The 22,386-nt window shown below is 52.9% G+C and carries 25 protein-coding genes and 1 pseudogene; 11 read left to right on the forward strand and 15 right to left on the reverse strand.

Going from position 1 to position 22,386, the window contains the following annotated elements:
- Positions 1–214: 214 nt before the first annotated feature.
- The 3 genes and pseudogenes from SIB80_RS02335 to SIB80_RS02345 all read right to left on the reverse strand — a co-directional run bounded on the left by SIB80_RS02335 (position 215) and on the right by SIB80_RS02345 (position 1,883).
- Positions 215–481 carry a hypothetical protein gene (locus SIB80_RS02335; RefSeq protein WP_063420592.1) on the reverse strand — a complete coding sequence of 89 codons (267 nt, stop codon included), beginning with the start codon at positions 479–481 and terminating at the stop codon, positions 215–217.
- A 14-nt stretch (positions 482–495) separates the two neighbouring features.
- Positions 496–687 (reverse strand): annotated as a pseudogene (locus tag SIB80_RS02340) (DUF2752 domain-containing protein); the annotation flags it as partial.
- 11 nt (positions 688–698) lie between these two features.
- A complete protein-coding gene (locus tag SIB80_RS02345) occupies positions 699–1,883 on the reverse strand; it encodes an NAD(P)H-quinone oxidoreductase subunit H (protein ID WP_063420591.1) in 1,185 nt (394 codons plus the stop codon).
- Positions 1,884–1,929: 46 nt separating this feature from the next.
- Between SIB80_RS02345 and rsmH the strand changes: the two genes are divergently transcribed.
- Together rsmH and SIB80_RS02355 are read left to right on the forward strand one after the other, a co-directional pair.
- Positions 1,930–2,862 (forward strand): 16S rRNA (cytosine(1402)-N(4))-methyltransferase RsmH, encoded by a 933-nt coding sequence (gene rsmH / locus SIB80_RS02350; RefSeq protein WP_063420590.1) that lies wholly within the window; start codon positions 1,930–1,932, stop codon positions 2,860–2,862.
- Positions 2,852–3,388, forward strand: coding sequence for a DUF456 domain-containing protein (locus SIB80_RS02355; protein WP_063420589.1), 537 nt, complete (start codon positions 2,852–2,854; stop codon positions 3,386–3,388). Before rsmH ends, SIB80_RS02355 begins: the two co-directional genes overlap by 11 nt.
- Here SIB80_RS02355 and SIB80_RS02360 read toward each other — a convergent pair.
- Together SIB80_RS02360 and SIB80_RS02365 are read right to left on the reverse strand one after the other, a co-directional pair.
- On the reverse strand, positions 3,375–4,145 hold the full coding sequence (locus tag SIB80_RS02360; protein ID WP_011131411.1) for a hypothetical protein: 771 nt from the start codon (positions 4,143–4,145) through the stop codon (positions 3,375–3,377). The genes SIB80_RS02355 and SIB80_RS02360 overlap by 14 nt on opposite strands.
- A gap of 92 nt (positions 4,146–4,237) precedes the next feature.
- Positions 4,238–5,446: a cysteine desulfurase family protein gene (locus SIB80_RS02365; protein WP_236066161.1), complete on the reverse strand. Its 1,209-nt coding sequence runs from the start codon at positions 5,444–5,446 to the stop codon at positions 4,238–4,240.
- Between SIB80_RS02365 and SIB80_RS02370 the strand changes: the two genes are divergently transcribed.
- The 4 genes from SIB80_RS02370 to SIB80_RS02385 all read left to right on the forward strand — a co-directional run bounded on the left by SIB80_RS02370 (position 5,445) and on the right by SIB80_RS02385 (position 8,417).
- Positions 5,445–5,963 (forward strand): hypothetical protein, encoded by a 519-nt coding sequence (locus SIB80_RS02370; RefSeq protein WP_236066160.1) that lies wholly within the window; start codon positions 5,445–5,447, stop codon positions 5,961–5,963. The two genes, SIB80_RS02365 and SIB80_RS02370, sit on opposite strands and share 2 nt — an antisense overlap.
- A 70-nt stretch (positions 5,964–6,033) precedes the next feature.
- Entirely contained in the window at positions 6,034–6,759 is a 726-nt protein-coding gene (locus tag SIB80_RS02375; RefSeq protein WP_011131408.1) for a response regulator transcription factor, read from the forward strand.
- A 21-nt stretch (positions 6,760–6,780) separates the two neighbouring features.
- Positions 6,781–7,779, forward strand: coding sequence for a pseudouridine synthase (locus SIB80_RS02380; RefSeq protein ID WP_236066159.1), 999 nt, complete (start codon positions 6,781–6,783; stop codon positions 7,777–7,779).
- A 59-nt stretch (positions 7,780–7,838) separates the two neighbouring features.
- Positions 7,839–8,417: a hypothetical protein gene (locus tag SIB80_RS02385; protein WP_063420585.1), complete on the forward strand. Its 579-nt coding sequence runs from the start codon at positions 7,839–7,841 to the stop codon at positions 8,415–8,417.
- A gap of 55 nt (positions 8,418–8,472) precedes the next feature.
- Here the strand turns inward: SIB80_RS02385 and bchM are convergent, their stop codons facing one another.
- Both bchM and SIB80_RS02395 read right to left on the reverse strand, forming a co-directional pair.
- Positions 8,473–9,186, reverse strand: coding sequence for a magnesium protoporphyrin IX methyltransferase (bchM, locus tag SIB80_RS02390; RefSeq protein ID WP_063420584.1), 714 nt, complete (start codon positions 9,184–9,186; stop codon positions 8,473–8,475).
- Positions 9,187–9,212: 26 nt separating this feature from the next.
- Positions 9,213–10,370, reverse strand: a complete 1,158-nt coding sequence (locus tag SIB80_RS02395) for an N-acetylglucosamine-6-phosphate deacetylase (protein ID WP_063420583.1) — start codon at positions 10,368–10,370, stop codon at positions 9,213–9,215.
- Between the two features lie 32 nt (positions 10,371–10,402).
- Here SIB80_RS02395 and purE point away from each other — a divergent pair, with 32 nt between their 5' ends.
- On the forward strand, positions 10,403–10,984 hold the full coding sequence (gene purE, locus SIB80_RS02400) for a 5-(carboxyamino)imidazole ribonucleotide mutase (protein WP_255454355.1): 582 nt from the start codon (positions 10,403–10,405) through the stop codon (positions 10,982–10,984).
- 75 nt (positions 10,985–11,059) lie between these two features.
- On the forward strand, positions 11,060–11,671 hold the full coding sequence (locus SIB80_RS02405; protein WP_063420582.1) for a hypothetical protein: 612 nt from the start codon (positions 11,060–11,062) through the stop codon (positions 11,669–11,671).
- Positions 11,672–11,986: 315 nt separating this feature from the next.
- On the opposite strand, the gene SIB80_RS02410 is transcribed toward SIB80_RS02405, so the two are convergent.
- The 6 genes from SIB80_RS02410 to SIB80_RS02435 all read right to left on the reverse strand — a co-directional run bounded on the left by SIB80_RS02410 (position 11,987) and on the right by SIB80_RS02435 (position 19,493).
- Positions 11,987–13,390, reverse strand: coding sequence for a hypothetical protein (locus tag SIB80_RS02410; protein WP_063420581.1), 1,404 nt, complete (start codon positions 13,388–13,390; stop codon positions 11,987–11,989).
- Positions 13,391–13,941: 551 nt separating this feature from the next.
- The gene (locus tag SIB80_RS02415; protein ID WP_236066204.1) at positions 13,942–15,312 is read right to left on the reverse strand and encodes an FAD-binding oxidoreductase; all 1,371 of its coding nucleotides are present in this window, start codon (positions 15,310–15,312) and stop codon (positions 13,942–13,944) included.
- Entirely contained in the window at positions 15,309–16,055 is a 747-nt protein-coding gene (locus tag SIB80_RS02420; RefSeq protein WP_011131399.1) for an SDR family NAD(P)-dependent oxidoreductase, read from the reverse strand. The genes SIB80_RS02415 and SIB80_RS02420 overlap by 4 nt, the downstream gene beginning before the upstream one ends.
- 5 nt (positions 16,056–16,060) lie before the next feature.
- Positions 16,061–17,029, reverse strand: coding sequence for a lysylphosphatidylglycerol synthase transmembrane domain-containing protein (locus SIB80_RS02425; protein WP_063420580.1), 969 nt, complete (start codon positions 17,027–17,029; stop codon positions 16,061–16,063).
- Complete coding sequence (locus SIB80_RS02430; RefSeq protein ID WP_063420579.1) at positions 17,029–18,570, reverse strand: flippase-like domain-containing protein; 1,542 nt, start codon at positions 18,568–18,570, stop codon at positions 17,029–17,031. The genes SIB80_RS02425 and SIB80_RS02430 overlap by 1 nt, the downstream gene beginning before the upstream one ends.
- 2 nt (positions 18,571–18,572) lie before the next feature.
- On the reverse strand, positions 18,573–19,493 hold the full coding sequence (locus SIB80_RS02435) for a decaprenyl-phosphate phosphoribosyltransferase (RefSeq protein ID WP_063420578.1): 921 nt from the start codon (positions 19,491–19,493) through the stop codon (positions 18,573–18,575).
- Between the two features lie 268 nt (positions 19,494–19,761).
- Between SIB80_RS02435 and SIB80_RS02440 the strand changes: the two genes are divergently transcribed.
- On the forward strand, positions 19,762–19,953 hold the full coding sequence (locus SIB80_RS02440; RefSeq protein ID WP_063416584.1) for a hypothetical protein: 192 nt from the start codon (positions 19,762–19,764) through the stop codon (positions 19,951–19,953).
- A gap of 30 nt (positions 19,954–19,983) precedes the next feature.
- On the forward strand, positions 19,984–21,051 hold the full coding sequence (locus SIB80_RS02445; RefSeq protein ID WP_063420577.1) for an AI-2E family transporter: 1,068 nt from the start codon (positions 19,984–19,986) through the stop codon (positions 21,049–21,051).
- Here SIB80_RS02445 and cysC read toward each other — a convergent pair.
- Complete coding sequence (cysC, locus tag SIB80_RS02450) at positions 20,996–21,646, reverse strand: adenylyl-sulfate kinase (RefSeq protein ID WP_196757648.1); 651 nt, start codon at positions 21,644–21,646, stop codon at positions 20,996–20,998. The two genes, SIB80_RS02445 and cysC, sit on opposite strands and share 56 nt — an antisense overlap.
- Positions 21,647–21,706: 60 nt before the next feature.
- Positions 21,707–22,048, reverse strand: a complete 342-nt coding sequence (locus tag SIB80_RS02455; protein WP_011827280.1) for a translation initiation factor — start codon at positions 22,046–22,048, stop codon at positions 21,707–21,709.
- Between SIB80_RS02455 and SIB80_RS02460 the strand changes: the two genes are divergently transcribed.
- Positions 22,048–22,320, forward strand: a complete 273-nt coding sequence (locus tag SIB80_RS02460) for a hypothetical protein (RefSeq protein ID WP_205909718.1) — start codon at positions 22,048–22,050, stop codon at positions 22,318–22,320. The two genes, SIB80_RS02455 and SIB80_RS02460, sit on opposite strands and share 1 nt — an antisense overlap.
- Positions 22,321–22,386 lie beyond the last annotated feature (66 nt).

Raw genomic sequence — 22,386 nt, forward strand, 5'->3', positions numbered from 1 at the left:
TAAGGCTGTCAAAGAAGCGGTGCTAATACTGTCAGGCTCTTGAAATCATATACTTACTTTGAACCCTAATGGCTAGTCATGAGAGTCAATCTCAACGGGGAGAAGAATGCAGTTGGTAATGTCTTCGCGTATATCACGATTGGCTTGGCATTAGGGCTTAATGGATTGGTGATAGCAGCTTGGCTAATTTGGACAAGATTAAACTAGTCAGTATCTATTTCGATCTCAGTAAAAGGCTCCGCATCAGCTCAAAACTTTTCTTGCCTTTTGCTCTTTGTGGATTCCTCAGTACACAGGGAATGCTTGCATTCCTAGGCCAAAGTTCAAGCCAAGTCTCACCAGCCAGTAGCTGATCAACGCAACGGCTGCCACGATCAAATGCCAAGCGTGGATAGCAAAGGGCCTCAATCGGCGCTGCTGGATGGCCAGCACCGACCAGATGATCAACATTGCTGCCACCACTGGCCCAAAAGCATGCCATTGCATTGAGCTGCTGAGATTGCCCTGCAGTGCTTCAGTCGTGGCCCTAGTAAGGAAGCAGGTTGGGCAGGGAATGCCGGTGAGAGCTCTGAGTGGGCAGGGCCAGCCTGGCAGCGATGGATGCAGACCCTTGATCCACAGGGAGCCAGTGAGTGTTGCCGGCAGTAGATAACCAGCCCGTTGGATCCGTCGCAGAAAACGGTTCAGTGCCTTGTGCCTTAGCGATCCACAGAACCCATGATCACGTCGATGGAGCCAAGGATCGCCATGATGTCTGCGACTTTTGCTCCCTTGAGGATATGGGGAAGGATTTGCAGGTTATTGAGGTCAGCAGCGCGGATTTTGAAACGCCATGGTGTGACGTCATTGTTGCCCTGTAGGAAAACGCCTATTTCTCCCTTGCCTGACTCAAGCCTGGTGTAAAGCTCACCATTAGGGATCTTGAAGGTGGGTGCAACCTTCTTGGCGACGTATTGATAGTCAAATCCCACAAAGGGGCTTGTCTTACCCTCCGCCATCCGCTGAGCTTCGAGGTTTTCTGTTGGTCCGCCTGGGATCATCTCGCAGGCCTGGCGCAGGATCTTCAGTGATTGGCGCATTTCTTCGATCCGAACGCGATAGCGCGCATAGCAATCGCCTTCTTTCTCCCAGGCGACATCCCAATCGAAGTCGTCATAGCACTCGTAGTGATCCACTTTGCGTAGATCCCATGGCACTCCTGATGCCCGCAGCATTGGCCCCGAAAGGCTCCAGTTGATCGCCTCATCTCGCCCAATGGCGCCCAAACCTTCGATGCGGCGACGGAAGATTGGGTTGTTGGTGATTAGTTTTTCGTACTCATCGATTTTAGGACCAAACCAGTCGCAGAAGTCTTGGCATTTCTCTAGCCAGCCCCAGGGCAAATCACAGGCGACGCCACCGATGCGGAAATAGTTGTTGTTGATCAATCGTTGCCCTGTGGCTGCTTCCCACAGGTCGTAGATCATTTCTCTTTCTCGAAAGATATAGAAAAAGGGTGTTTGGGCACCCACATCAGCCAGGAAGGGGCCAAGCCAGAGCAGGTGGTTGGCAATGCGATTGAGCTCGAGCATCAGCACGCGGATGTAGCTGGCTCGCTTCGGCACAGAGATGTTGGCCAAGCGCTCCGGAGCGTTCACGACGATTGCCTCGTAGAACATTCCGGCTGCATAGTCCATGCGGCTCACGTAGGGCACGAACATCACACTCGTGCGGTTTTCGGCAATTTTTTCCATGCCCCGATGGAGATAACCGATCACCGGTTCGCAGTCCACGACATCTTCACCGTCGAGGGTGACCACCAGCCTCAGCACTCCATGCATCGAGGGATGATGGGGGCCGAAGTTGACGACCATTGGCTCCGTACGCGTTTCCAGCTGCGACATGGGGCCTTGAGTTGCAGAGCGTTAGCGGGATCTTAGGAAGGAACCCATGCCCGATTCGTCCATTAACTCGGATTCAGGTTTCAAGCATCTGTCCGTAATGGAAGATGCCGTGTCGCAGCCTGTCGCTGCTTTGCCTGCAGAGCTGCTCGTTGGCGGGTTGATCATTGATGCCACCCTGGGCGGCGGCGGCCATAGTGCTCTGTTGCTGGAACGTCATCCAGATCTCCGCCTGATCGGTTTGGACCAAGACCCCACGGCTCGTGCGGCGGCGGCTGAGCGACTGGCGCTATTTGGAGATCGCGTCACGATCGTGGCGACTAATTTTGTCGATTTCAGCCCTGCCGAGCCGGCAGTGGTGGTGATGGCTGACTTGGGAGTGAGCAGTCCCCAACTGGATGTGGCGCAAAGAGGTTTTAGCTTTCGCCTCGATGGTCCGCTCGACATGCGCATGAACCCCCAGGTGGGCGAAACGGCGGCTGAGCTGATTGGGCGTCTCGAAGAAACAGAGCTGGCAGATCTCATCTATGCCTATGGCGAGGAGCGCTTGTCCCGTCGCATCGCCCGGCGCATTAAGCACGATCTGGCAGAGCAAGGACCCTATGCCGGCACCGCCGCTTTGGCTTATGCGGTGGCTGGTTGCTATCCGCCGAAGGCCCGTCATGGTCGTATCCATCCAGCCACCCGTACTTTTCAGGCCCTGCGCATTGCTGTGAATAATGAATTGGATGCCTTAGATCGCTTCTTGCAAAAGGCCCCTGACTGGTTAGTCCCAGGAGGTTTGCTCGCAGTGATCAGCTTTCATTCTCTTGAAGACCGTCGCGTCAAGACTGCTTTCTTGCGTGATCAGCGCCTGGAGCGGCTAACCCGTAAGCCTTTGGTGGCCAGCGAGATGGAGATCGCTGCCAATCCACGCAGCCGTAGTGCAAAGTTTCGATTCGCTCGCCGCTTGCCTCAAGCGACCACTGCCGATGCCCGCTGATCCAATCTGGTGGTGGGCTTTTGGAGTGCAACTGCTAGCTCTCCCTGGAGCATTGTTGCCGGTGTTACCGAGTTTGTTGTGGTTGCCACTCGGTGCTGGTTTATGGGTTTGGCATGTGGGCTGGCGTGCAGGTTGGCTCAGCCTTGGTTTGGCCTGCATTGTTTTTTCACTTGGCCTTATTGCTGATCTGTTAGCGGTAGCTCTTGCTTCTGCTCGTTTACGAGCAAGCCGCTGGGCAGTTTTGGGTGCTGGATTGGGGCTGCTGCTTGGCTTGGTGGGTCTATTGCCGGCTTTGCCTTTTGGAGGCCCATTGCTAGGGGCTCTCTTTGGACCTTGGCTGGGCGCTGCTTTGGTGGAAACGTTGACGGCTAGTCAACCTCCTTTAGCACTTGGATGGTTGCTTGCTGCTCGCCGTGGTGCGCTGGTCGGGCTTGCAGTGGTCGCTGGCTTATTGGTGAGCCGAGTAGCCCAATTCGTTTTGGCGCTACTCGGCATCGCTGGCTTTTTGCTGCTCAGTTGGGCTTAAGCAGGCCAGTGTTGTCTGTGCTGCCGAACAACTGACGGTAGGCCGCAGTTGAGATGCAAACCATGGCAGGAACCATCACGAAGAGACCTCCATAGTGGAAGGTGGCGGCGATGGCATGGATCACAGCTTCCACAATCAGCAGCCAGAGCACGATCCACCAGGAAGGGTTGATCACATCGATACCAGAACTCAATGCATTGGCTGAGTTCTTGCTGCCAAGCAGGCTGTTTTGAACGAGGAACTGTTGGGTTACCAGGAACCAGATTGCAAAGATTGCTAGGGCAATGCTTGGAATCACGATTAGGGCTTGATTGATCTGGCCTAGCCCCAGGCCTATCAGGTAGGCAATCACTGAGGCAACAGCGATCACGACGATATAAAGAATCAATGAGCCCAGTAGCCGCCAGCTGGAGCTTTGATCCCAACGTGTAAAGACGGCGAAGTCAGGCTTTTGACCATCGAGTGCTGTCCAAGCGCCTCGGATTAGTCCCACAATTCCCCATAGCACCACAATGATGTAACCGATCAGGCCAACGACCAGCAGTAGATAACCCAGGACTGGATGTAACCATGCAACTTCTTTGACAGCGGCGATGCGAGTACCGCCAAGAGCAGCAATGCCGATGAAGGGGAGCGTGACCACCCCCACAAGGATTTGGAAAAGCAAAAAACTCCAGGGAGCTTTACAGAAGGCGTTCCAGCCGTCCTCGACGGCTTTGAGCACCTGAAGGCTGGAGCCGGTTGGAGTAGTTGCCACCGTCTAATAAACAGATGTTGTTAAAAACTAGCCGCAGTAACAGTTTTGCTCAGGATTTTTTGAAACTGCGACATCGATTGAGGCAGTTTTTGCTATCTAGCTCTCAGGTCGGTCACGACATTGCTAATCGACTCCACAGCCTGGGTGATCTCTTCGCTTGAGGTGTTGCGACCCAAGCTCAGTCGCAGCGAGGCTTCCGCCTCAGCTGATGTGCGTCCTAAGGCCATCAGCACATGGGATGGGGCTCCTTGGCTGCAGGCAGAGCCGCTGCTGCAAGCAATGAGCGGTCGCAATTGTTGATGCAGGTTGCTGCCGCGCACGCCTGGAATTGTGATGTTGAGATTGTGAGGCAGCCTGTGCTCTAGCGATCCATTGAGGATGAGATCGGGGAGGCGTTCACGTAAACCATCCCAGAGTTGATTACGCAGCGTGCAGAGCTTGTCTTGGCGGCTGGTGATGTCCTCCATGGCTAGTTCTACGGCTTTAGCGAGGCCCACAATTAATGGCACGGGTAGTGTCCCAGGCCTTAGGCCCTGCTCTTGGCCCCCACCCCACTGCAAGGGTTTGATTGGCACTTCAGGACGTACGACGAGTGCGCCGATCCCTTTAGGGCCGTAAAGCTTGTGGCCGCTGATGCTGACCAGATCGAGCCCGAGAGCATCTGCATCGAGATGGACGTGACCAAAGGCTTGTGCGGCATCGCTATGCAGAACCACATCACGCTTACGGCAAAGCTCTGACAGCTCTGCAAGGGGTTGGATGACACCCGTTTCATTGTTGGCGACCATCACGCTCACGAGCAGCGTGTCGTTTTCAAATGCCTCAGCCAGTTGCTCCGGTCGCAGTAGACCATCAGCCCGTGGTTGTAGTTCGGTTAGTCGGAAACCCTCCTTTTGCAGTTGGCGCAGCGGATCGAGTACGGCATGGTGTTCAGTAACCAGCGTGATCAGGTGGCCTGGTGCTCCGCGTTGTTCTGCTCTTGCCCTGGCATGGCCCACTAGCGCCAGGTTATTCGCTTCTGTGGCACCGCTCGTAAAGATCACTCGTTGCGGTGTGACGCGCAGATGGCAGGCCAGTTGCTCTCGAGCGAGGCTCACTGCGGCTGCGGCCTTCAATCCAGAGCGATGTTGGCGGCTTGAGGCATTTCCCCAGTCCTCGCTCCAGTAGGCGGCCATGGCCTTGACAACCTCGGCAGCACAGGGTGTGGTTGCCTGATAATCCAAGCAAAGGGGGGATTGTTTTAGGGATCCACTGGAAAGGCTTGGCAGCATGGTGGAAAGTTCCGTTGCTCTGTCGCGCATGCGTCGTTCTTTCAGGATCGTTGGTCTGAGCCTCACGGCCTTGTTTTTGTTATGCCTCCGCCCTTCAGAGGCTATTGAGCCTCAGGAGGTTATTGAGCAGATGAAGAAGAGTCGGCCTGCCAATTTGGTGGTGTTAATTAAGCGCCCTGATGTTGGTGGCGATTATCTCTTGGGGATGTATGCGCTCAAGACGGACAAGTTTGATCAGGATCTGCGCCGCTTCAAACTTTGGCAGGAGTGGTCATATGACCTCAACGTTCACACGGAGTCAGTGAGCTGCAGCACCGAAGAACCTCTTCGGATCACCCGAGATAGCAGAGCGGTGTATGTGCGTCGTCTTAATCCAGGGGGGATTGTGAACCCAGCGAATCGGGAGGACCATCTTGTGTGGTGGGCGGCTTGTGTCCCAGAGCTGGGCGGCACAGATCCAACCAATCTGAAAGATAAGGCTCTATCACTCGGTTATTCAACCGTGTTAGTTGAATCCCAAGAAGTCTTGGTCGGACCAGTCCGTTGAGGTCCCTATCGCTTCAGGACTGTTGGGGCGATCGCTTCTAGATTTTTGCAGCTTGCAATTTTGTTGGCCCATGAGTGAGACCCTTCCCCAGAATGTGGAGGCTGCCCCGTCTCCGCGGTTACTACTGGTTGATGATGAACCCGGACTGCGCACTGCGGTGCAGGCTTATCTGGAGGATGAAGGATTTGAGGTCACCACTGCTGTCGATGGAGACGATGGCTGGCAGAAGGCTCAAGAGATGCTGCCTGATTTGGTCATCAGCGATGTGATGATGCCGCGTTGTGATGGCTATGGACTGCTTAAGCGGATGCGGGAGGACGAGCGCTTGGGTGGCACTCCTGTGATTTTTCTTACTGCTAAGGGGATGACGGCCGATCGCACCGAGGGTTATCTGGCTGGGGTGGATGACTACATCCCTAAACCCTTTGACCCTGAGGAGTTGGTGGCTCGTGTCCGCAACGTGGTTCGTCGGCAAGATCGCCTTCTTCGGGAAGCAGCTCGTTTCGCGGATACTGATGTGGGTCAGATGGCCCGGCAGATCACAGAGATTCGCACCATGCTTGCCCATGGTGATGGCAGTTCATCCAAGGATGTAGCGCTTCACAACTTCACGCCGCGGGAGGCGAGTGTTCTGCAATTGGTGGCTGAGGGGTTGATGAATAAGGAGATCGCTCGGAAGTTGGAGACATCAATTCGCAATGTTGAGAAGTACGTGAGTCGTCTGTTCATCAAAACGGGCACGTCAAGTCGCACTGAGTTGGTTCGTTATGCCTTGGAAAACCAGTTAGTGACATGACCATTGGCAGGCTGCAATGGCGTGTCTGATGCGGATTGGCTCTCAGCCAGCTTCAACCATGGGTGGACCTACAGCCAACGCATTGCTGCTGTGGATGCTGGTCGAGGGTTGGTGGAGCTGCTTGCGGTGCATTACACCCACTCGAGTCGAGATGTATGGCAACAGCGTTTGCAGGCGGGGCAGATTCGGCTGAATGGCGAGCTGGTGCGATTGGATCAGCTGCTCGCCTCAGGTGATCAGGTGTGTTGGCAGCGCCCTCCATGGCTGGAAGCTGCGGTTCCGGCGAGCTGGGAGGTGATTTTTGATGATGGCGATCTGCTGGTCGTCAATAAGCCTTCAGGGTTGCCGGTGATCCCAGGTGGGGGGTTCCTTGATCACACGCTGACGGGGCTGCTGCAACGTCGTTGTCAGCTGGATGGGGAGTCTCGGCTGCCAAGGCCGGTGCATCGCCTGGGACGGTTCACATCGGGACTGTTGATCTGCGCTAGGCAAAGGGAGACTCGAGCGAAACTCTCAGCGATGTTTCGTCGTGCCACTGCTGGTGATCAAGGTTGCAAGAAGATTTATCGCGCTTTGGCGCACCGCAATCTGAATGTCCATTGCGATGAGGTTGCCACGATCAGGATCCCGATTGTGCAGACGGCTCACCCCATGGTGGGCAAGGTTTGGGTTGCTGCTGATTCATCCCGGCAACATGATTCAAAGCGGTCTGAATCTCGTGTTCTTACAGCCTTGTCAACTGTGCGATTGCTGGAGCGACGTCAGGATGCAGATTTGCTTGAGGTCGCAATTCAAACTGGGCGTCCGCATCAAATCCGAATCCATCTGGCAGCGATTGGTTCGCCTTTGATTGGCGACCCTCTCTACGGCTTTGATGGGCAGATTTCATCAGCAGCAACACCAGGTGATGGTGGTTATTGTCTTCATGCTCACAGGCTTCTGGATGTGCCCTACCGCAACCGTCTGCATGGCTTCACAGCCTGCTCGCCGCGGCGCCTCCAGATGAAGACGGAAAGATGAGCGGCGCCTATTTCACCAGTTAGGGTGATCGTTGAATCCCCAAGAGCTCGTGACTTTTGATGTTGAAGCGTGGGTTGCTGATTGCATGCTCTTTGATGGGAATTGCCGGGTGCTCTTTGAATTCTGTGCGCCAGCATCAAGTGTTGCAGCCTGAAAGATTGGACCTGCAATTATTAGTCTGCAAAATAAAGTCTACGTTTTTCTCTGATGTAAATCAGGACGGACAAATTTCAGTTGGAGATCATGTGACGTATGCTTTTAATGTTTCTGAGGATGCTGCTTGTGCTCAGTCGCAATCAACCTTTTATGCTGTTGAGCAGATTGTGGCGAGGCAGGCTTTGGGGCATGATCGGCAGCAGACTTTTGTGACCCATTTTCAGGGAACTTTTGGGTTGAAGAAAGGGAACCTACAGTTGCGAGGCCTGGGTTCTCTTGGCTTAAGCGCTAGCAAGTGGAAAGCTATTAATCAATCCGGTTCTATTGATCTTGTTCTTGCTAACATCTTTCCTGAGAGCGATAGGCTTTCAGTTATTGGCGAGGGTGGTTCTTACACTGGGCTGGTGGGTACCGCATTTGTTAAGCCTGGAGATGCAGTGGTAGTTGATATTAACTTGTTTAGTCAATTCAAGCTTGATTGAGTTTAGTAGACATTGCCTTTCCCTATTGTTTTTGCCAGAAGATTTGGCTTTGATTCTAGCTTTTCTTGAACTCAATTAGTCGTGAAAAGTAGAATGGAGCCTGATTGAGTTTGCTGCGGATGGGTTCGAATCCGCAGCCCATTGCGGCTTTGATGATGCCGTCTTCGCGAAGGGTATACGCGCGAGTTGTTTTGCTAGGCCCTGGGAACAGCTGGCCAATGCGTTTGAGTAGCGCTAGTAGAGGGGTGTAAGGGGCAAAGCTCACTAGCAAACTTTCTTGTGTGAGTCCGCATAGGTGACGGACCATCTCTTCCGCTGCTTGTTGGGGGTAGTGGATGAAGACATCCAGGCAGATCACGGTGTGAAAGCAACCCTGCAGGCTTTCGAGGTCGGAGGTGGTGAAGGTTAGTCGGCTTAGATCCAACTTTGCATCTGCAGCGCGGCGTTTGGTTTCGGCCACCATGGCGGCGGAAATGTCACTTGCGGCAATTGATCCAGCCCCCATTGCGGCCAGAGGAAGGCTGAGGCTTCCTACCCCGCAGCCGGCGTCGCAGAAACTCATGGCACTCAGATCACCGCGTTCCTGAAGCCAGGCGAGCACATCATCCACAGTTTTTTGATGGCCGATGCGGATGTTGCGCTGCACTTTATTGACGTCATCACTTTCGCTGTAGATGCGATTCCAGCGATCAAACCCTGTTCCGTTGAAGTAGTTGGCTACTTCAGTTTTTTCGGCCTGTTTGAGCTCTTGGCGCTGTTCCATGGCCATTGAGTTGGGTTCAGACGATCGGGATCTTAAGCAGCATGCTTCCAGATCAGCTCTTCAGTATCCGGTTTCCACTGCCAGCGGAGTAAGTCTGTTAAGGGCTGATTCACAAGTAGCTCATGCAGTGGGCGGCCATTGCCCATCACCTGACGAGGGGCCATGGTGGCAGCCCAGATGGCCGCGGCAGGTTCACCACTCCAAGTAGCTAAACGTCGACTCCCTTCCAGGAGCGGCAATGTGACTCCTGCCAGAGTGCCATCTTCCAAACGACAGGTTCCTTTTTCGACCAGCAGAACTCTTTCATCCCAGCGATACTTGCCATCTTTGAGGCCGTAGGGAGCGAGACTATCGCTCACAAGTACCAGCTGTTGTGGTGCCAGTCTTTGCAATAGCACCGCCATGGTGGGGTCAACATGAACTCCATCGGCGATTAGGCCCATAGCGATCTCTCCATGCATGCAGGCTTCCCCCACCGGGCCAGCTGCACGATGGTGAAGACCAGGCATGGCATTGAAGGAGTGGGTCAGCATTCCCACTCCCTGGGAGAAGGCATCGGCAGATGCTTGCCCATCTGCGTTCGAGTGCCCTAGGCATATCACGATGCCTAGGGTCCTGAGTCGTTCAATCACTTCAGATGATCCGGGCAGTTCTGGAGCCAGGGTCATCAAACTGATGTCTTGCTCAAAGCCGCGAATGCGTTCATCCAGTGCCCTTAGGCTCGGAGCACAGAGATGCTCCAGGGGATGGGCGCCGTGGCGTGCCGTTGCCAGAAAAGGGCCTTCAAGGTGGGTCCCTAGCAGTTCACAGCGTTGCGGGCAGTGTTGTGCTCGGGCTGCATGCAGCACCGTTAAAGATTGACGCAGGGCTGCTACCCCGCAGCTCACAAGCGTGGGGCAGATTGCCTGTACACCGTCTTGCCAGAGTCTGTCGAGCAGCTTCAGGAGCTGGGGAATGTCTTTGGCGGTGAGCTCGGGGAAGGCCAATCCCAGCCCTCCATTAATTTGTAGATCGATGCCCATGGGGCTGAGCCAGTCGCCCTGCCAGCTCTCCCCGTCCATGGCAGAGCCATCTGCCATGGGTTGAACACTGAGCACCCGCTCGTGTTCATCTAAGGCCATCCACCACAGCTTGGTGTCCACGGCTTTGTTGAGAGGTTCGGGCAGGCGGATGTGGGTGATCCGATGCATGGGAGGTGGCCAGGCGGTGCTAGTGCGGGACCATGGCATTGTCGTCATTATTCATCGTGACCTCTGCTTCTCTGCCTGTGCCTTTGGCAGCTGCTGAATCGCCGCCGCAGGTGGCTGTGGTGATGGGTAGTGATTCTGATTTACCAACCCTGCAACCGGCCGTCACCGTCTTAGAGGAGTTCGGTGTGAAGGTGGAGGTGCGTGTGCTTTCTGCGCACCGTACGCCCCTTGAGATGGTGGCCTTTGCAAAGGAAGCTCATCAGAGAGGTTTGAAGGTGATCGTGGCAGGTGCCGGCGGTGCTGCTCATTTGCCGGGCATGGTGGCGTCACTCACCACGCTGCCAGTGATTGGAGTACCTGTGCAGAGCAGGGCTCTTTCCGGGGTGGATTCCTTGCATTCGATTGTGCAGATGCCTGGAGGAATCCCTGTGGCAACAGTGGCGATTGGTGGAGGGCTTAATGCTGGCTTGCTGGCGGCTCAGATCCTGGCGATCTGCGATCCAAAGCTTGCAGAGCGGTTGAGGGCCTACCGCCAGGATCTTCACGATGCTGTGGTAGCCAAGGATGCTCGCTTGTTGGAGCTTGGCAGTGAGGCTTATTTGGGGCAGATGTGAAGGTCTTGTTGGAACCTCGCAACTCCACTCAAGCCACAGGTAAGGTCCCGGCTTGATGCTTGTCTATGAGTTTTGATGCTGCGTAATCCTTTCACCCGCCTCTTGGTTGTTGCTATTTTCCCGGCATTAATCATCTACATTGTTGTGCTGTCTCTCTCGGCAGCTGCGGGTATTCAACCTGGAAAAGTTTTAACGGATCTAATGCAGACATGCGACTTCCCAGTTGCTGTTGGCATGCTTTCTAATTTTGGATTTTTGCTTTGGGCTGCAGCGGCAGCCATAAGCCTTTTTGTTTCCCTCTCTGGGCTAGCAATAAAGCGTGATTGGTATCAGCTGTTGCTAGTGGGTGGCATTTTTTCCACTATTCTTTGTCTCGATGATTTATTTTTACTGCATGATCGTCATATAGGCCCTGATTTTCTATATACCTCCTATGCCATTTTGGCCCTATTCATCTTGTTACGCTTTCGCAAATTAGTCATCCAGGCTGATGGTGTGGCATTCCTGGCGGCGGCCATGCTTCTGGGCCTCTCGATAGTCAGCGATAAGGTTCAGGATCTATTGCCCATTGGCTACGCCACGGTGCAGTTGTTTGAAGAGGGCTTTAAGTTTGTTGGGATTGCTTGCTGGCTTGCATTTTGGTGGCAGGCTTCTTTGCGAGGAGCCACGCTTCAGGCTAGCGACTGACCTGCTGAGGATCTCAACGAGCGCTTTGGATTAGCCCTCGCGGAACAATATCGCTTGAAGAGAAGGCTAAACTTAATCAGCGGGGGCATTGCATTTTTTCACCATCTCCTGGTTGTTAGAATCAACTTCATGGTAATATTTGGATAGTAGTAATTGCTTTAGGGCTTGATCATTCGGAGGCCGCATTTGGCGTAAATATTAAAGAAATAATCATATACTAAAGAAATAGTCATATTTTCCTGAATTGCATAGAAGTGTTTTGATTGATGATCGCCCGGAATTCGTAAGGCGTTGATAATATTAAATCATTAATTATTAGAGGTGAATTAGATAGCCTAATGGAGTGGCGGCAAGCCAATCCATTAGGCTCCAGGAAGCATGTTCTGGTATCCCTAGAAGGATTACAAGCCAGCGAAGGGTGTTCGGATGCATATCAGAACAAAGCCAATTCTGCATTTTGATGAAGTACGAATCGATAGATGTTGGCATAAGCAAATGAATGGAGGAATATTGATTAACATTAATCAGATCCGTTTGGGCCCAAACCAATACGATTAGTAAAGTGCTTAGATACCAGAATGATAGCCAGCGACCATAGTCGGTTCCGAGGATAAATAGGGGTGCAATGGCGATAATTTGGATCGAGGCCACCATTAGAGCAAAGCGGCGTAATTGAAAGCGATCAAAATTAATATTGGCCATGGCACTATGGCCAAACCCTGCCAAGAGTAGACGTAATCCAGCCATGGCCGTTATCAGCCAAGCCAGGGGCACCCAAATCGGACCCGCAAAGCTTTTGAAGATTGTATAGGTTTTGGCAAATTGAGTGCCAGGGACCCTGGCTAGGGCCTTAATTGCTCCATCGGGTGATCCACTGATTAGCTTGTCTGACGGCCCCATTAGATCGGCAAGTGCTACCCACGAACTATGGATGGCATGGGCAATCTCACTATTGCCATGTACGTGCAGAACTAAGGAAAATATTGCCAAAGTAGGGAGCAAGAATAGAAAGGCCCTTATTAAACCTTTCCAAAAAATGAATACATGGCAATTTCTATCTTGCGCGATCAAATAACTTGCTATTAGAATTAATATTGGTAGTGCAACAAAACCATATATTTCCTGGCTAAGGATGCCCATAATTGAGATTGTATTGATCATGATTAGAGCTGGAATTGTCGACCATCGACGAGACCACCAGGCCCTAAGAATTAATAGACAAGCAAGCAAAAGAATTAGTACAGTAAAATCCTTTCGGATCAAATTGCCAGTTGTCAATGGCCCTAGAAGCCCTACTGATGAAAGAATGACCAGTGGATGCAACAACAGCTCTCTACGGCAGCAGAGAAAGACCGCTAAAATTGCGAAGAATAAAAGAGATATAGCTAAAACAAGATTTTCAGGATTAACTCCTGTGAGAATTGTTAGATGATAAATGCCGGAGCCAGGCAGCCCTCGGCGTACAAAGCCTCCTGAGTAGTTTATAAGCCATTCCCCAACAGTCCAAGAATCGTTGTAGCTATTGTTTTCACTAATATTGCGCAGTATGCCTCGGAGGAATGTAGCGGAAAGCATCAGCATCACAATGCTGTCTGCTGAAGATAATGAGACCCCCCAGAAGTGACTCATAAAAAGCTGTAGCCATCCATGTTTTTTCAAATCAATAGAAGCCTCTATTAATTTCTTGATTTTAGCCTTGGCGCTGACCGGTAGGATCAAGCCAGCTTTAAATCACATTGCAAGGCCTACTTATTGGGCATAATAAATGCAACATAGCTGGCATAAAATTTCCGCAAAGGTTAATTTGTTGATGCTACTTCCATTGGAATATCTCTTCTTGAGATCGCTAAATGCTGTCGTTCTATTTTGTTAATGCGTAGACTGTTTGGTTGATGGGCTTTGCAAGCTCTTGTAATGTGGGCTTGGCAACCACTCTTTTGGCTGAATGTATGTTCTGGCAAGTATACTTGTGATTTGCGATATTGCTTTTGAATCCAATCCTTAGCCGATTGGGTATGATTCAACCGGCAGTATTTGGCTTAAGCAAAATTTCTAAGTATTCTTTGCAAGCCAATATTTGGCTTGGCTGATTTGCTTCAAGATGAATGGTTTTGGACTGTATCTTCTTCGCTATCTCCAGTCGATGACACTACTTGTTGACAACGATCATGTTAGCTAGAGAAGCATTGACTTGTTGGCGCAGAATGATTGCGTCATATACATGCAGATAGTGTCAGGGAGTGTTCTCTAGATTGATGAGAATGATTGGTCTAAAGTCCAGTCCTAATAGCCATGTCTGAAGAGAAGACTTTGCTGGGGTCAAGCTTTTCTCTTGCTTGCTGCCACTCCTCCAGTCGTGGATAAGTTCGGCGAAGGATTGTGGCTGATTGGCGCGAATCTTTCGCTAGGTAAAGTCTGCCATTCTCAGCCGCTATGTGTTCATCTAGATGGTCAAGTACCTCAAATAATCCCGGTACCGCTGCAGGAAGATCCACTGCAAGTGTCCATCCCTGCATTGGAAACGACAAGTGGCCTGGGTTACTAGGACCAAAACGCTTGAGCACAGTCAAAAAGCTCGAAGTGCCAATTTTTCGCAAGGCTTCTAGCGTGTACAGCACTAAGTGTGAGGCGTTGTCTGGCACAACGAATTGATACTGCAAAAAACCGGCCGGGCCATAGATACGATTCCAGTCCTGCACACCATCAAGAGGGTGGAAATAGGCTCCGATTGTCTGCAATTCACCTAGGCGCTGCTTGGGTGCCTTGCGAAACCAGGCTTCGTTAAAGGCTCGTACGGTGAGCTTGTTGAGTAGCCCTCCAGGGAGAAAAGTCGGTGCTGAGGCCAAGGGCTTGGGGTCGTAAACCAGTGGATCCGCCTGTTGGCTGGTGGGTAGTTGTTCGGCCATGGCATGGTCACCGCAGCTGAGAACTCCGCGGCCCTTTGCATCGAGGCTGTCGATCCAGGCGACGCTGTAACGGTAATTGCTATCAGACGCCACCATCGCAGCCATCAGCTCATCGAGATTGTGATATCGAGCGGTATTGACGCTGATCAAAGAGCTGCTGATTGGGATGAGTGAAAAGGTGGCTTCCACGATGATGCCGGTGAGACCCATCCCACCCACCGTTGCCCAGAACTGTTCGATTTCATCCACGCTGCTTTTCCCGCTGGGGGTGAGCTCACGCAGCTCGCCTTTGCCATCAACAAGCAACAGCCGTTGGAGATGATTGCCAAAGCTGCCATCAACGTGATGGTTTTTGCCGTGCACATCTGCTGCAATGGCACCGCCAATGGTGACGTTACGAGTGCCAGGGGTGACGGGCAAAAAAAAGCCTGCCGGCACGATTACCCGCAGCAACTGATTCAGACTTACCCCTGCGCCGGCTGTCACAGAGCCTTTGACAAGATCAAGGTTGATTTGATCAAAGGCTCCCATCTCAACCGCAGAGGCACCATCCAGTTGGGCCGCATCACCGTATGAGCGGCCTAGCCCTCTCGCGATCAGTGAGGCCGGGCTGGCCTGACGCACTAGCTCCTGGACTTGTTGGACGCTGGCTGGCTGCACAACCTTTGCCTGCACTGGCATTGTGCGGCCCCAACCGCTGAGGATTTGTGTTTGCGAAGAGAGGGGCAAGGTCACAGCCTTGAAGCAAAGGGCGCAGGCAACAAGCGAATGAACCACATGATCTGTGCCCACCACCAGGGGAGGTATTCGATACCTCTACGGTTGGGGCGTCTCAGTAGATCACGCGCCACCGATTGTGGACTGACGCACAGAACTTTTGGTGCCTTGCCAATCGTCATCGATGTGGCCATAAAGCCAGCCTTGATGGTGCGCACTGCAAAAGGCTTCCTTTGGCAGCGCAGTTGTAGACCCTCGCAGAACGCAGTAAGAGCAGCTTTGGCTGCTCCGTAGTGATAGTTGGAGGGTCTGCCAAGATCAGCTGCAACTGAACTGAACACCCACAACCGCCCCGGGCCAGACAGCCGCTCAGGAGTAGCAATCGCGGTTAACCATGGCAGCAGACCGCTGTAGTTTGCAGCTGTGATTCGCAAGGCCTCAGTGGCATCGTTGCGCGCTAGTTCGAGATCACCAAGAGAACCCGCAGTGATCAAATACAAGTCATAGTTGCCCACCTGCGGCTTGCCAGGACCATCAAGGGCTACATCAGTCAAAAGATCGGTCTGCTCCTGGGTGACGACTGCGCCATAGTGATTTCTCAGTTGTTCGGCCAGTTGTTCGTTCCCAGCCTGGTTGCGGGCAATCAAATGGAACTGACGACAGCCACATCGAGCCAACTCATGGCAAATTGCCTTGGCTATTTCACTGGTACTTCCAAGCACAAAGGAGCTGCGAATCGGAGTTCTCGCTGCTTGACCCATAGTGTTCATCCTTTCGCAAACTTGCTAGATGAGAAGGCTGGATAAGGCCAGAAAATCCTAATCGCAGCAGCGAGAGCCACGATTGACCAAAGGGTGATAATCCGCCTAAGCACCGCAACCGGCAGGGCCACTGCAGGGCTAATGTCCAGTCTGCTTAAAAGCAAGACTGTGACGGCCTCATTCACTCCAACCCCGCCAGGTAATGATGAAGCTATGCCGATGACACCAGACAGCAAATAAATGCTGATGGCTGTTGGGATGCTTATAGGTGTAGGGCTCAGCAAGTGCACCAGTAACCAAAGCACTAAGGCCTCATTGGCCCACAGCGCCATTGAAATCAATATGGCGGGCCAGATGGCGCGCCCCAGAGCGCCGCTGGGTAGATGATGATGCCAGCTTTTTAGGCGATTGGATAAGAAGCAGCGCAGGGGGCGTAAGGCGGAAAAGAAAACAACAGCCAATACCCCCACAGCTAGCAGTAGTTCAACGATCCAATTCAGGCCTGAAAGATGCACCAGCAATTGATTCGGCGTCAACAGCATCAGCAGAAAAGCCACGGCAGATGCATCAGCGATGCGTTCAACTACAAAGACGTGCACCAGGGGGCTGCGGGGGTAGTTCAGCTGCCTATGGAGCTGCCGAATCCGATTGAGTTCGCCCAACTTGGCGGGGGTTGCCGTGAGGGCAAAGCCACGAAACCAGCCGATCAGATCGGCCCAACTCAGTCGACCGATTCCAATTCGGCCCAGTAATAGCCTCCAGCGCCAATAACGGCCTGCATAGCTGACTGCCACGATGCCGTAGAGCACTGGAAGCCACAGCAGCAGCTTGTGGGTCGACGCTACAAGTACTTGGCGCTCAGAAGCTGGCCTCTGCAGCATCGCCGTTAAAGCCACAGCTATGAGTGTCAGGGCAATGAAACTGCTCCATGCTGGTTTCCAGCCTTGACTGGGTTCAGAGTCAGCAGCTGACATCAGCTTCTACGCTCTTGCCATAGCAAGCACAACACTCCCAGACCGGTAGCGAACCAGATAGTCATCAAGCGGATTAGCAGAGTGGCCGGAGTGGCGACGGCAAGAGGTACACCTTGGAGATTCAACAGACCAATGGTGCCTGCCTCGGTGCTGCCAAGTCCACCTGGCAATAGGGAAAGAGCTCCGAGGAGGCCAGCGGCCGTGTGAGCAATTGTTGCTTCATTCCAGTTGATGCCGCCTGCGCCGATGCCTTTAATCAATATCCATAGGCTGAGGCCTTCTAATGACCATGCCACTACCCCAATCATGGTTGCCGTTAGCAAGAGTTGCGCTCGCAACAATTGCCGTAATGCAATCAGACCATCTCCGCTTGCGCTGACAAACTTCTCAGGCAGCAACTTGTTAGCAGTCGAGCAAAACAACGATCTCAACCAGCGTCCCCAGCCCAACAGCCAGAACCCGATCACAGCAATTAGCCCCAAGGTGCATAGCAAGACAAAAGGCAGTTTCCAACGCAGCAGCAAGGGCAGATTGAACAACAAAATAAGCAGTACAGAAGTACCGTCAGTGAGGCGCTCTACCGCCAACGCCATCAGAGTCGGGGGTGCCGGGATATTGCAGTTCTGCTTGAGTAGCCAAGAACGAACAGCTTCTCCGCTTTTACCTGGCGTAGCGGTAAAAGCATAGGAACCCATCCAGATCCTGGCATCATCTGCTATGGGTGGTTGCAAAGAGAGAGCCGCCAGTAACAGCCTCCACCTGCCGTAGCGAACCGTATAGCTAACCAGTACAAGCAGCAGCCCCACTGATATCTGTGGCCAAAGGCGCAGAAATAGCGGAAGTAACTTGTCGCCCTGGCTCCAACTCCCCAACAGCCCATAGCTCAGCAGGGTCAGAGCGATCAATGGCAACAAAGCGCCCAGCGAGAAAGCAGGGTAGGGCCTTGGTTCAGTACAAAAGCTGCGGTAGTGGGGGATCGCGGCAGCTTGTAGTAGTTCCCGATCGCCCCGACTATCGCCATAGGCTTCAATTGTGAAATGTTTTAGTGGCCCTAAATGGGCTTCCAGGCATCGCACCTTCTCGGAGCCCTTGCAATTAGCACTCACCAATTGCGGTTGCCATAAACCCTCTACTTTTGCTAATTCAGTGCAGAGCAGTTCTACGCCCAAAACATCGGCTAGTGGTTGTAAGAGTAGGCGCGGTGAAGCAGAGCAGAGCAATACTCGATCACCACGCTTCTGATGCCATTGCAATCTCTGAACAGCTTCATCACGTAGTTGACGCTGCAGCATTGGCAGTAACCAATCCTGGCGATCGTTCAATGCGGCCTGATTAACGGCCTCACAGATACGAAAGGCTGCAATTACCTTCTCTTTGCAACGTCCAGTTTTGATGAGCCGTAGTTGCCATGCAATCAGCCAAGGCATACAGATCAGGACTGCCAAGACTGTGCCCAAGGCGCCACGCGATCGTCGGCATGCCATCAGTAGACAATCACCCTGCAAAAGAGTGCCGTCCACATCAAAAACTGCAATCGCCATGATTATGCAGCTGCGTGGTTGACTAACCCGATCAGCAAAGTAGTCAAGACCCAGCCGATCAAGGTGAACTGAATGCCGCGATCATTCAACAGAATCTCCTCAGGCTTTTCGCCATTGAGATCTGGTCTCAATGTGCCACGGCGTTCGACCTCTTCAGGATCACTGAGCAACTGATAGCGGAAAATCCCTACTAGTACGAAGGGTACGGTGAGTAGCATCCAACTGGTTGACGCTCCTTTCAGAGCTGGACCGGCGGCCCAGAGTGAATAAGACATAAAGGAACTGGTTGCCACCAAGCTTTCAAGCCGCAGCAGCAGAGGTAATGAGTAGCGCTTCAACACTGTGCGGGTCGTTACCCCAGCGTTCTTCGTTACGCGAAGTTCGGCCTTGCGCTTTTCAATAGCTAGAAAAAGCGCTAGCAGTCCCACAGTGAGAAGGAACCAGGGGGAAAGGGGTAGGCCAGCAGCAACAGCACCTGCGATGGCCCGCAATAAGAACCCCGATGCGATAGCGAAAAGATCAAGTAACGGCTGGTGCTTCAGCTTTAAGCAGTAGCCGACTTGAATGAGGCCGTATAGCAGCACCACGCCTGCCAATTTTGGAGTAATTACGGCTGCGAAACTGAGGCTGACTACTGTGAGCATCAAGGCTGTTGCTAGGGCTGCAGGCACCGTGACCAGCCCAGAGGCGATGGATCTACATCTTTTGCTGGGGTGAACTCGATCGACCTCGACATCAAGACAGTCATTCAGTAGATAGATCGCGCTAGAGATCAAGCAGAAAGCCACAAGTGCAGCAAGTGCTCGCTGCCAAATCTCAATCTCGAAGCGGAAGGCAAAAAGTGGAGCAGCGAAAACCAACAGATTCTTTGGCCATTGCCGGGGCCGACATGCAGCCAGCGTTGGGGAAAGAGCCAAATTCATTGACTAGACCTTTTAGGTGATTAGCGATGCCGGGATAGAACCAGCGAGATCGTGTTTGTAAGGCAGGCTTTCTACTGCTGAGCCAAACGCCTCTAGAGACAATTCTGCCCTAATGCCTAAGGGTGGCCATGCTCTCCAGATTGCTTTGTCTTGATGATCTTTCCTTACGGCATGAGCCTTGCGCAATTAGCTCAAGCTGGCTGTTACTGCATCATTACAGCTTTCTTTCTGCGGACGCTTTTGCAAATGAGTCATCCAGGCTGATGGTGTGGCATTCCTGGCGGCGACCTTGCTTCTGGGCCTCTCGATAGTCAGCGATAAGGTTCAGGATCTATTGCCCATTGGCTACGCCACGGTGCAGTTGTTTGAAGAGGGCTTTAAGTTTGTTGGGATTGCTTGCTGGCTTGCATTTTGGTGGCAGGCTTCTTTGCGAGGAGCGAAGCTTCAGCCTAGTGACTGATCTGCTGAGGATCTCAATGAGAGTTCTCTGATGCTTGGGCCATTGGTATTCCCTATCTGGTTGCGGCTCAGTCTGCTTTTGCCTCTGTTCGCCCTCAATCTTTGGGTGCTGCGTCAGTTACTACTGCCTTTGGCCCCGTTCCCAGGGCTGTTTGTCACGGCAGCGCTGATTGCATTTTTGCTAGATATTCCCAGTCGCTGGTTGAATCAGCGTGGTCTGTCCCGTTGGTTGGCTATTGGGGTGGTAGCCGTTGTGACAGTGGGTTTGTTGGTGTTGGCGGGCGTTGCGTTGGTGCCCCGTCTGATTGATCAGCTTGGCCAGCTGATCAATGAATTACCCGGTTGGCTTGTGGCTGCAGAAGGGTGGGTTACACGGCTCCAGGAATGGGCTTCGGGTCGGGGATTGCCTAGTGAATTCGGAGACTTCAGCAGTGATTTACTGACACGATTGAGCCGCGTGGCGACTCAGTTGAGTCAGCAATTACTCGGCATTCTTGGAGCCACTCTTGGCATCACCATCAACACGTTGTTGGTGCTTGTCTTGGCAGTGTTTCTTTTGTTGGGGGGCGATCCAATTACTGCAGGGCTGGCTCGTTGGTTGCCGGATCAATGGAGGGAGCTTGTTGTCGATACGATCACGGGCACATTCCGTGGTTATTTTGCCGGGCAGGTCTTGCTTGCATTGATTCTCAGCGGCGGCCAAATCGCTGTTTTTACGCTGCTAGACATTCCCTTTGGAGTGTTATTTGCGGTCTTAATTGGTTTTACGACTTTGATCCCCTACGCCAGTGCGATCACGATTGTTGGTGTTAGTGCACTGCTCGCATTACAGGACCCCCGCATGGGTCTAGAGATTTTGGCCGCTGCGATCGCTGTTGGTCAGATTGTGGATCAAGTGATCCAACCGCGCCTGATGGGAAGCATCGTTGGCTTGCAGCCTGCTTGGTTGCTCATTGCTTTGCCGATTGGTGCCAGAACAGGAGCATTATTTGGTTTTGGTCAGCTCTTGGGGTTATTGCTGGCCGTTCCCGTGGCGAGTTGTATTAAGACACTGGTTGATGCTTGGCGGGAATCACCTTTCGATCCAGCAGAGTCTTGAGCACGATCTCAACGCAACTGTCCAGGCTTTGCTCTCCGGTATTGATCTTTAGTTCGGGTGACGCAGGGTCTTCATAGGGGCTGGAAATACCGGTGAAATCTTTGATTTCGCCTGCCCTGGCTTTGGCATAAAGCCCTTTGGTGTCTCGCTCTTCGCAAATGCTTAGGTCCGCTGCACAGTGGATTTCGATGAAATCATCAACATCTACAAGCTTGCGGGCTTTGTCACGGTCGGCTCGAAAGGGGGAGACGAAAGCGGTGAGCACGATGACACCGGCATCGAGGAAGAGCTTGGCGACCTCGCCGATGCGGCGAATGTTCTCCTCTCGATCTGAGTCGGAGAAGCCGAGGTCTTTGCAAAGGCTATGGCGAATGTTATCGCCATCTAAGACATAGGTGGCAAGACCTTGCTCAAAAAGTGCCGCATTCACTGCATTGGCAAGGGTGCTTTTGCCAGAACCGGATAGGCCAGTGAACCAGAGGATTGCACTGCGGTGGCCGCGTTGTTGTGCTCGCGATTGACGGTCTACGGAGGCTTCATGCCAGACAATGTTCGTGCCCTTGGGGTTTGTATCTCCTTGCGGGGCAGAGCTCATGGTCTTGATGTTGATTGGGCTGCCATTCTCCATTCCGCCTAGCTGATCTGTCAGCTCCTTTCAGCCACCAGCTTGTTTGGGACGGAAGCCCTCGCTTTGCAGGAAGTCCATCACCAGGGTCACCTGGTCGCCCTGTAGCTCGAGTAGATCGTCTTTGACTGTTCCGCCGGTGCCAGCGCGGGCCTTAAGGCGCTTGAGCAAAGCCTTGGCTTCTGTCGCGGTGAGTGCCAGCCCAGTGATCTGGGTCACTGTTTTGCCACGTTTGCCTCCGCGTGTGCGTTGCACCCGCACAGCTTGCTGCTCCTTGGGATTGGCTTGGCTGATATCGGGACGCGCTATCGCTCTGGATTGCCCTGAAAAACCACCTGGGTCTGTGAATTCTTGCCAGCCACCTCGGGGCATTGTCTGATCGCCAATGTTGTGAATGTACGGGGATCGTTGTTTTTGCATGCCATCTTCGCGGTGATCAGATGCAACTCCGCGATCCGATGGCTGCTGGTGATGCTCTGCTGGATGGTTGCTGCAACAACGATTGCAGCGCGAACGCGACGGCGTTCAGCTTGAGTAGAGAGCGGATTCCCATTGCAGCGGCTGCCAGTCTTTTCGTTGTTGGTCTGGCTTGGGCAGGGCCCATGGGGCGGATGGTTGAGTTGGCTGGCAAAGACTCCCTCTAACTTTGCGGCTTCAAACGAAAGCACTCTTTGCTGCTTGGGGTGATTCTTTCGATTCCTAGGCTGGTG

Source organism: Prochlorococcus sp. MIT 1327 (genome assembly GCF_047304785.1).
In the GTDB taxonomy this organism is placed as follows: Bacteria; Cyanobacteriota; Cyanobacteriia; order PCC-6307; family Cyanobiaceae; genus Prochlorococcus; species Prochlorococcus marinus_D.

Bases quoted from the DNA above. Each gene is read 5' to 3' on its own strand.
- SIB80_RS02335 (WP_063420592.1), bottom strand. From the start codon at position 481: ATGGCATGCTTTTGGGCCAGTGGTGGCAGCAATGTTGATCATCTGGTC.
- SIB80_RS02345 (WP_063420591.1), bottom strand. From the start codon at position 1,883: ATGTCGCAGCTGGAAACGCGTACGGAGCCAATGGTCGTCAACTTCGGC.
- rsmH (WP_063420590.1), top strand. From the start codon at position 1,930: ATGCCCGATTCGTCCATTAACTCGGATTCAGGTTTCAAGCATCTGTCC.
- SIB80_RS02355 (WP_063420589.1), top strand. From the start codon at position 2,852: ATGCCCGCTGATCCAATCTGGTGGTGGGCTTTTGGAGTGCAACTGCTA.
- SIB80_RS02370 (WP_236066160.1), top strand. From the start codon at position 5,445: ATGCGTCGTTCTTTCAGGATCGTTGGTCTGAGCCTCACGGCCTTGTTT.
- SIB80_RS02365 (WP_236066161.1), bottom strand. From the start codon at position 5,446: ATGCGCGACAGAGCAACGGAACTTTCCACCATGCTGCCAAGCCTTTCC.
- SIB80_RS02375 (WP_011131408.1), top strand. From the start codon at position 6,034: ATGAGTGAGACCCTTCCCCAGAATGTGGAGGCTGCCCCGTCTCCGCGG.
- SIB80_RS02385 (WP_063420585.1), top strand. From the start codon at position 7,839: ATGTTGAAGCGTGGGTTGCTGATTGCATGCTCTTTGATGGGAATTGCC.
- bchM (WP_063420584.1), bottom strand. From the start codon at position 9,186: ATGGCCATGGAACAGCGCCAAGAGCTCAAACAGGCCGAAAAAACTGAA.
- SIB80_RS02395 (WP_063420583.1), bottom strand. From the start codon at position 10,370: ATGCATCGGATCACCCACATCCGCCTGCCCGAACCTCTCAACAAAGCC.
- purE (WP_255454355.1), top strand. From the start codon at position 10,403: ATGGCATTGTCGTCATTATTCATCGTGACCTCTGCTTCTCTGCCTGTG.
- SIB80_RS02405 (WP_063420582.1), top strand. From the start codon at position 11,060: ATGCTGCGTAATCCTTTCACCCGCCTCTTGGTTGTTGCTATTTTCCCG.
- SIB80_RS02420 (WP_011131399.1), bottom strand. From the start codon at position 16,055: ATGGGTCAAGCAGCGAGAACTCCGATTCGCAGCTCCTTTGTGCTTGGA.
- SIB80_RS02425 (WP_063420580.1), bottom strand. From the start codon at position 17,029: ATGTCAGCTGCTGACTCTGAACCCAGTCAAGGCTGGAAACCAGCATGG.
- SIB80_RS02430 (WP_063420579.1), bottom strand. From the start codon at position 18,570: ATGGCGATTGCAGTTTTTGATGTGGACGGCACTCTTTTGCAGGGTGAT.
- SIB80_RS02435 (WP_063420578.1), bottom strand. From the start codon at position 19,493: ATGAATTTGGCTCTTTCCCCAACGCTGGCTGCATGTCGGCCCCGGCAA.
- SIB80_RS02445 (WP_063420577.1), top strand. From the start codon at position 19,984: ATGCTTGGGCCATTGGTATTCCCTATCTGGTTGCGGCTCAGTCTGCTT.
- cysC (WP_196757648.1), bottom strand. From the start codon at position 21,646: ATGAGCTCTGCCCCGCAAGGAGATACAAACCCCAAGGGCACGAACATT.
- SIB80_RS02455 (WP_011827280.1), bottom strand. From the start codon at position 22,048: ATGCCCCGAGGTGGCTGGCAAGAATTCACAGACCCAGGTGGTTTTTCA.